Annotated in this window: 6 protein-coding genes and 2 pseudogenes; 7 read left to right on the forward strand and 1 reads right to left on the reverse strand. The window is 72.4% G+C overall.

Annotation, left to right across the window (positions count from 1 at the left end):
* The first annotated feature begins 370 nt into the window (after positions 1 to 370).
* The 7 genes and pseudogenes from TA90_RS11090 (at position 371) to TA90_RS11120 (ending at position 7,542) form a co-directional block, all read left to right on the forward strand.
* Complete coding sequence (locus tag TA90_RS11090; RefSeq protein ID WP_043536474.1) at positions 371 to 2,182, forward strand: proline--tRNA ligase; 1,812 nt, start codon at positions 371 to 373, stop codon at positions 2,180 to 2,182.
* Between the two features lie 5 nt (positions 2,183 to 2,187).
* On the forward strand, positions 2,188 to 2,679 hold the full coding sequence (gene def, locus TA90_RS11095; RefSeq protein ID WP_043536476.1) for a peptide deformylase: 492 nt from the start codon (positions 2,188 to 2,190) through the stop codon (positions 2,677 to 2,679).
* Between the two features lie 133 nt (positions 2,680 to 2,812).
* The gene (locus TA90_RS11100; RefSeq protein ID WP_043536478.1) at positions 2,813 to 3,313 is read left to right on the forward strand and encodes a DUF3145 domain-containing protein; all 501 of its coding nucleotides are present in this window, start codon (positions 2,813 to 2,815) and stop codon (positions 3,311 to 3,313) included.
* Positions 3,314 to 3,369: 56 nt separating this feature from the next.
* Positions 3,370 to 3,765 (forward strand): hypothetical protein, encoded by a 396-nt coding sequence (locus TA90_RS14690; protein WP_052450801.1) that lies wholly within the window; start codon positions 3,370 to 3,372, stop codon positions 3,763 to 3,765.
* A 238-nt stretch (positions 3,766 to 4,003) separates the two neighbouring features.
* The gene (locus TA90_RS14695) at positions 4,004 to 4,711 is read left to right on the forward strand and encodes a succinate dehydrogenase/fumarate reductase transmembrane subunit (protein WP_043536480.1); all 708 of its coding nucleotides are present in this window, start codon (positions 4,004 to 4,006) and stop codon (positions 4,709 to 4,711) included.
* Between the two features lie 185 nt (positions 4,712 to 4,896).
* Positions 4,897 to 6,796 (forward strand): annotated as a pseudogene (locus TA90_RS11115) (fumarate reductase/succinate dehydrogenase flavoprotein subunit).
* Positions 6,793 to 7,542 (forward strand): succinate dehydrogenase/fumarate reductase iron-sulfur subunit, encoded by a 750-nt coding sequence (locus TA90_RS11120; protein WP_043536482.1) that lies wholly within the window; start codon positions 6,793 to 6,795, stop codon positions 7,540 to 7,542. Before TA90_RS11115 ends, TA90_RS11120 begins: the two are co-directional and overlap by 4 nt.
* Before the next feature lie 209 nt (positions 7,543 to 7,751).
* On the opposite strand, the pseudogene TA90_RS15245 reads toward TA90_RS11120, so the two are convergent.
* Positions 7,752 to 8,113: pseudogene (locus TA90_RS15245) on the reverse strand (pyruvate dehydrogenase (acetyl-transferring), homodimeric type); the annotation flags it as partial.

Raw genomic sequence — 8,113 nt, forward strand, 5'->3', positions numbered from 1 at the left:
CCTTCGTCCTCGTCGACGAGGGCGCCTCCACCGTCCTGCACGCCCGGGAGCGCTACCTGCCCCACAACCGCGCCGCGGACGCCTCCTGCCGGGCCACCCTGGCCGCCTCCGCGGTGATGACGCACCGCATGCTGCACACCGTCAAGGCGCTGGCCGAGTCCCGCTGACCCTCCCCATCCCCGCGAAGTCCGCTCACTTCTGACCCCGAAGTCCGCTCACGTGCGCAGCTGTGCGCGCGAGGGCGGACCTCGACGGTGGAACAGAGCGGACCTCACGCCTCGAACAGGGCGGACCTCAGTGGGGGAACAGAGCGGACCTCGGCGGGGGAGGGTGTTCGCACCGTCCTGAGCGGTCGACTATCGTTGACGACGTGCTGAGAACCATGTCCACGTACTTCGTGCGCACCCTGCGCGACGACCCCGCCGACGCGGAGGTCCAGTCCCACAAGCTCCTCGTCCGCGCCGGCTACATCCGGCGCACCGCCCCCGGCATCTACACCTGGCTCCCGCTGGGCCTGCGCGTCATGCGCAAGGTGGAGGCCGTGGTGCGCGAGGAGATGGACCGCATGGGGGGCCAGGAGGTCCTCTTCCCGGCCCTGCTGCCCGCCGAGCCCTACAAGGCGACCGAGCGCTGGGACGAGTACGGACCGACGCTGTTCAAGCTGAAGGACCGCAGGGAGGGTGACTACCTGCTCGCCCCGACGCACGAGGAGATGTTCACCCTCCTGGTCAAGGACCTGTACTCCTCCTACAAGGACCTGCCGCTCACCCTGTACCAGATCCAGACGAAGTACCGCGACGAGGCCCGTCCCCGCGCCGGTCTCATCCGCGGGCGCGAGTTCGTCATGAAGGACGCCTACAGCTTCGACCTGGACGAGGAGGGGCTGGACGCCTCGTACCTGGCCGAGCGCGCCACCTACCAGGCGATCTTCACCCGCCTCGGGCTGGAGTACGTCATCGTCTCCGCCATGTCCGGCCCCATGGGTGGTTCCCGCTCGGAGGAGTTCCTCCACCCGAGCCCCATCGGTGAGGACACCTTCGTGCGGTCCCCGGGCGGGTACGCCGCCAATGCCGAGGCCGTCACCACCCCGGCCCCCGAGGCACTCCCCACCGAGGGACTGCCCGAGGCCGTCGTCCTGGACACCCCGGACTCCACGACCATCGCCGCCCTGGTCGAGCGTGCCAACGCGCTCCACCCCCGCGCCGACCGCCCGTGGCAGGCCTCGGACACCCTGAAGAACGTCGTCGTGGCGCTCACCCATCCCCACGGGGAGCGCGAGCTGTTGGTCGTCGGCCTGCCCGGCGACCGCGAGGTCGACATGAAGCGCCTCGAGGCCTCCGTCTCACCCGCCGAGGTCGAGATGGCCACACCTGAGGACCTGGCCGCGCACCCCGAACTGGTGCCCGGCTACATCGGCCCCCGCGTCATCGGGCCCAACTCGCCCCAGCGCGTTGTGGACGAGGACGGCGTCGCCACCGGCTCGGTGCGCTACCTCCTCGATCCCCGCGTCGTCGACGGGACCGCCTGGATCACCGGCGCCGACGAGGTCGACCGCCACGTCTTCGGCCTCGTCAAGGGTCGCGACTTCGGGGCCGACGGCACCATCGAGGCCGCCGAGGTCCGCGAGGGCGACCCCGCCCCCGACGGCTCCGGTCCCCTCCACCTGGAGCGCGGCATCGAGATCGGCCACATCTTCCAGCTGGGGCGCAAGTACGCACAGGCCCTCGGCCTGACCGTGCTCGACGAGAACGGCAAGTCCCGCGTCGTCACCATGGGCTCCTACGGCATCGGCGTCTCCCGCGTGCTGGCCGCCCTGGCGGAGTCCACCTGTGACGAGCAGGGGCTCCCCTGGCCCGCCCAGGTGGCGCCCTTCGACGTGCACGTGGTCGCCACCGGCAAGGACGCGGACGTGCTCGACACGGCCCGGGAACTCTCCGAGCAGCTCGACGCCGAGGGGCTGGACGTCATCCACGACGACCGCCGCAAGGTGTCCGCCGGCGTGAAGTTCGCGGACGCTGAGCTCATCGGCATCCCGATCACCCTGGTGGTCGGACGGGGACTGGCCAACGGCGTCGTCGAGGTGCGCACCCGCGCCACCGGGGAGCGCCGCGAGGTCCCGGTGGCCGAGGCCGTGGGCACCGTCACCGCCCTGCACCGCTCCCTGCTCGGACAGGAGGCCTGAGGGACATGGCGATCCGCGACATCCGCATCATCGGGGACCCGGTCCTGCGCACGCCCTGCGACCCGATCACCGAGGTCGACGACCACGTGCGCTCCCTGGTCGAGGACCTCCTCGAGACCGTCGACATGGACGGGCGCGCGGGACTGGCCGCCAACCAGATCGGGGTGAGCCTCCAGGCGTTCTCCTGGAACATCGAGGGGGACCTGGGCTACGTGCTCAACCCCCGCGTGGTGGCGCTCTCGGCCGACGAGTTCCAGGACGGCGAGGAGGGGTGCCTGTCGGTGCCCGACCTCTGGTACCCCACCGAACGTGCCTGGTACGCGCGCGTGGAGGGCACCGACCTGGACGGCCGCGACGTCGTCGTGGAGGGAGACGGGCTCATGAGCCGCTGCCTCCAGCACGAGACCGACCACCTCAAGGGCATGATCTACATCGACCGGCTCGACCGGGCCACCCGGAAGAAGGCGCTGCGCGACATCCGCAAGGCCGGCTTCTGAGCAGGGCCGCGCCGTGGGCCGGACTGGTGTCCGGCGGGTCGGCGCGGCATACTGGTGACGACGCCACGACACATGGTGACGGGTTCGCGGAGGACGTAGGGGAAGACGCTCCTCAACCGAACCGGAGGTCACGATGAGAGGGACATACACCCGTGGTGTGTTTTTCGTGCACTCGACGCCCCCTGCCCTCTGCCCGCACATCGAGTGGGCCGTGGGCACGGCGCTGGGGCAGGAGGTCCACCTGCAGTGGACCGACCAACCCGCCGCGCCCGGAATGGTGCGCTCGGAGTTCTCCTGGGTGGGCACCGCGGGGTCGGGCGCACGCCTGGCCTCGGCCCTGCGCGGGTGGGAGCACCTGCGCTACGAGGTGACCGAGGAGGCCACCGCGCAGTCCGACGGTGGACGCTGGTCCCACACCCCAGCGCTCGGGATCTTCCACTCGCAGATGGACACCGCCGGGAACACCGTCGTCCCCGAGGACCGGGTGCGCGCCGCCCTGGAGAACGCCACGGACGAGGCCTCCCTGCGTGAGATGCTCGACCTCGCGCTCGGGCAGGCCTGGGACGAGGAGCTGGAGCCCTTCCGCTACGCCGGTGCGGGTGCCCCCGTGCGCTGGCTGCACCGGGTCGGCTGAGGGAGCCGTCCTCGTCGGGGAGGCCACGACGGGCACCCCCCGACTACCCTTGCCCCATGGGCACCATCGCGGAACTCCTCGGCTTCGACCTCTCGGAACCCACCCCGCCCGGCGACGGGGAGGGGGACGCCGCTCCCGTCGACGAGGGCGGGGCTGCCGCACTCCCGGAGGCGGGCGCGGAGGAGGGCGCGCCGGGACCGGACACGGCCGCGACGCCCACCTCCGACGAGGTCGTCCTGGAGGCTGTGCTCGCGGAGACCTCACTGGATCCCTCCGACGCCCGCGAGGACCTCACACTCACCGGTGACCTCGACCTGGACACCATCGGGCGTTACGCCGTCACCACCTCCGTCGAACGTGGACTGGGTGTCCAGTTCAGGGATGCGGGCATCGACGCCCTGGAGACACTCGGGGACCTGCTCGTCCTCGCGCGCGGCGCTGCCGCGTCCTGAGTGCAGTCAGGCCCCTCCCCACTCCGCGCCCGGCCGCAACCGCGCCAGGCTGCATCCACTCCCGGTCCCAACCACGACCCGTGCCGACGCGCGAGCCCACCGCAGCACAGGTGGGACGTTGATCCCGCAGTTGGTGTCCCCGGTGCAGTCCTGTCCCCGACCGACGGCCCGACCGCGCGGGCACGTCCGCACGGGTCCCCGACCTGCCGCTACGGTGGGGGTGGAGGGAGGCCGAGCCATGGAGATCCACGGACGTCTCGAGGTCCGGCGCCACCGGGCGCTGGTCCCCACCTGGGTGGCGAAGACGGTCATGGCGGTGACCGGTCTGGTCATGGCGGCCTTCGTCGTGGTCCACATGCTCGGCAACCTCAAGGTCCTCGTCGGCCCCGAGGGGATGGACGCCTACGCCGCCTGGCTGCGTGAGGCCTTCGAGCCCGTCCTGCCCCGCGAGGGGCTCCTGTGGATCTTCCGCATCACCCTCGCCGTCTGCCTCGTCCTGCACGTGGCCTTCGCACTGGTCCTGTGGCGGCGGGGACGGGCGACGCGCACCCGTGGGGCGAGCAGGCTCGCCGCGCGGGGCGTGTCGGCCCGGTGGATGCTCCCCACGGGCGTGCTGCTCCTCCTCTTCGTCGTGGTGCACATCCTCGACCTCACCGTGGGCCGCTGGGTCGAGGCCCCGGGCTTCCGGCACCCCGATCCCTCCTTCCATGCCGCCGCGAACGTCGCCGCCTCCCTCGGGCGACCCCTCATGGCGGCCTTCTACCTGCTCGTGCTCCTGGCGCTCACGCTCCACCTCGCCCACGGCATCCAGTTGGCGTGGCAGGACCTCGGCGGGAGCGGTCCGCGGGGACGAGCCGTGGCGAAGGTCGTGGCCCACGCGGTGGCGATCGTGGTGCTGGTCGGGGACGGCGCGGTCGTCATCGCCGCGTGGACGGGAGTGCTGTGATGGACCTGCGGGACATCTGGGACCGCCTGGGCATCCGCCAGGGCGAGGACACCGTCCCCACCCCCGGTGGACGCGGGAGGAGCGGGAACCGCGGGGGCGGACAGGCCCTGAGCTCACCCCCGGGCGTGCTCCTGTCCGAGGGGAACCCCCTGGACGCACACCAGCCCGACGTCGCACCCCAGGAGATGTGGGACCGGTTCGTCGCCGACGCGCGACTCGTCAGCCCCTCCAACCGGCGCACGCTCACCGTGGTCGTGGTCGGCACCGGTCTGGCGGGGGCAGGAGCGGCCGCGTCCCTGGCCGAGCTCGGGTTCCGGGTGGTGGCGATCACCGCCCACGACACCCCCCGGCGCCCCACTCCGTGGCCGCCCAGGGCGGGATCAACGCCGCCCGCGCCCGGCGCGTCGACGGCGACCAGCTGGCCCGCTTCGTGCGCGACACCGTCAAGGGCGGGGACTTCCGGGCGCGGGAGTCCGAGGCCTGGCGTCTCGGCGAGGAGTCCACCCGCGTCATCGACCACCTCAACGCACTGGGGGTCCCCTTCGCCCGTGAGTACGGCGGCTCCCTGTCCACCCGCTCCTTCGGGGGCGTGCAGGTCTCGCGCACCTACTACTCGCGCGGCCAGACCGGCCAGCAGCTCCAGGTGGCGGCCTCCTCCGCCCTCATGCGCCAGGTCGCCGCCGGGCACGTCGCCCTGTGGGTGCGCCACGAGGTCCTCGACGTCCTGGTCAGGGACGGACGCGCCTGCGGGGTCGTCACCCGTGACCTCACCACCGGGGAGATCCGGGTCCACCGGGCCCATGCCGTCGTGATGGCGACGGGCGGCTACGGCAACGTCTACTTCCACTCCACACTGGCCAAGAACTCCAACGCCACGGCGATCTGGCGTGCCCACCGGGCGGGGGCCGCCTTCGCCTCGCCCTCGTTCATCCAGTTCCACCCGACCGCCCTGCCGGTGTCCACGCCCTGGCAGTCCAAGACGACCCTGATGTCGGAGTCCCTGCGCAACGACGGGCGCATCTGGGTGCCCCGTGAACCCGGCGACGACCGGCCGCCCTCGCAGATCCCCGAGGACGAGCGCGACTACTACCTGGAGCGGAAGTACCCCGCCTTCGGGAACCTCACCCCGCGCGACGTCGCCTCACGGGCGGCGCGTGCGGAGATCGACTCCGGCCACGGCATCGGACCCCTGCACAACTCCGTCTACCTCGACTTCCGTGACGCCCTGGCGCGGCTCGGGCGCGACACGATCGCGGAGCGCTACGGCAACCTCTTCACCATGTACCGCGACGCCACCGGTGAGGACCCCTACACGCGACCCATGCGCATCGCCCCGGGCGCGCACTTCACCATGGGCGGCCTGTGGGTCGACTACCGCCTGATGTCCACCCTCCCCGGCCTCTTCGTGGCGGGGGAGGCCAACGCCGCCTACCACGGTGCCAACCGGCTCGGCGCGAACTCACTGCTCGCCGCCTGCGTGGACGGGTCCTTCACCATCCCGCGCACCGTGCCCGACTACCTGGCGGGGTTGCTCGGGCAGGACCTCGTCGACGAGGGCGACCCCGTGGTGACCTCCGCGCTGGAGCGCGTGGCGGCGCGGGAGGCCGCCCTGCTCGCGGTGCACGGCGGGACGCCCGCCAAGGAGTTCCACCGGCGCCTGGGGGAGATCATGTACCGCGACTGCGGGGTGGTGCGGGACCGGGCGGGCCTGGAGCGCGGGATCTCGGAGATCGCGGACCTGCGCCGCGAGTTCCACCGCGACGTGCGCGTGAGCGGCGTCGAGGGGAGTACAACCAGGACCTGGTGGAGGCCGGGCGGGTCGCCGACTACCTCGAGCTGGCGGAGCTCATGTGCGTGGACGCCTGGCACCGCGAGGAGTCCTGCGGGGCGCACTTCCGCGCCGAGCACCAGGACGACGGGGAGGCACGCCGCGACGACGCGCACTGGATGCTCACCTCGGCCTGGACGACCTCGGGCTGGGAGGACGGTGCCGGACCGGGGGAGGGCACCCTCCCGCACTGCACCCACCACGCGGAGTTCCTCACCTTCCGCAGCGTGGGGATCGCCACGAGGAGCTACGCATGAGACTCGAGCTGGAGGTGTGGCGCCAGGCCGGTCCGGACACGGCCGGGGCCTTCGTCACCTACGACGTCCCCGACTGTGATCCGCGCATGTCTGTGCTCGAGCTGCTCGACCACCTCAACGAGCAGCTCACCGCCCGCGGCGAGGCGCCGGTCGCCTTCGAGTCCGACTGCCGGGAGGGGATCTGCGGGGCCTGCGGGCTGACCGTGGACGGGCGTCCCCACGGATGGGCCGACAACCTCCCCGCCTGCCACCAGCGGGTGGGGGAGCGCGGCGAGGGCACGCGGGTCCGCCTGGAGCCGCTGCGCAGCGGCGTCTTCCCCGTCCTGCGGGACCTGGTGGTGGACCGCGGTGTCCTCGACGACGTGACCCTGCGAGGGGGCTTCGCCTCCGTGGACACCGGACTCGCGCCGGACGCGGACGCGGTGCCCGTCGCCCACCGCACCGCGGAGGAGGCACTCGACCTGGCGGCCTGCATCGGGTGCGGGGCCTGCGTGGCCGCGTGCCCCAACGGGTCGGCGGCGCTCTACGCGGGAGCCCGCATCGCGCACCTGGCGGCACTGCCGATCCCCGCCCTAGAACGCGCCGACCGTGCCCGGGCCATCTCACGCGTCCTGGACGAGGAATTCGGTCCCTGCTCGGGGTACGGGGAGTGCGCGCGGGTGTGTCCCGCCGACATCCCCCTGGGGGCGGTCGCCGCCGTGGGCAGGGAGCGCTGGGGCGCAGCCCTGCACCCCAAGCGCACCTGACCCCCTTCGGCGAAGTCCGCTCTGTTCCCACCTCGAGGTCCGCTCAGTTCGGGCACCGAGGTCCGTTCCCGCAAGCCTCCGGTGCGTCCCGATGGGTCGGGGGTCCGCCCTCGTGGGTCGGGGGTCCGCCCTCGTCGACACCGCGACCCCGCGTGCCGGAGGGGCACACGGGGTCGACGGGACCGGACCGCGGGGGGAGGGAGTGCTGCTCAGTCCTCCCCGGCGTGGTCCTCCTCGGAGATCGTGTAGTTGAACAGCTCGTAGCGGTCGATCGCCTGCTTGACGAGCGAGCGCTCCACGGCTCCCTGGTCGGCGAGGGCCTGCAGGGTGCGCACCACCATCGACTCCGCGTCGATGTGGAAGTAGCGTCGGGCGGCCCGCCTCGTGTCGGAGACGCCGAAGCCGTCCGCACCCAGCGTGTAGTAGTAGCCGGGGACCCACTGGCGGATCTGGTCCTGGACGAGGGCGTCGTAGTCGGAGGTCGACACGAAGGGCCCCTCCGAGCCCGCCAGCTTGCGCGTCAGGTAGGCGATGTGCGGCTCCTCCTCCGGGTGGAGGAAGTTGTGCTCGT

It is taken from the genome of Actinomyces polynesiensis (assembly GCF_000820725.1).
In the GTDB taxonomy this organism is placed as follows: domain Bacteria; phylum Actinomycetota; class Actinomycetes; order Actinomycetales; family Actinomycetaceae; genus Pauljensenia; species Pauljensenia polynesiensis.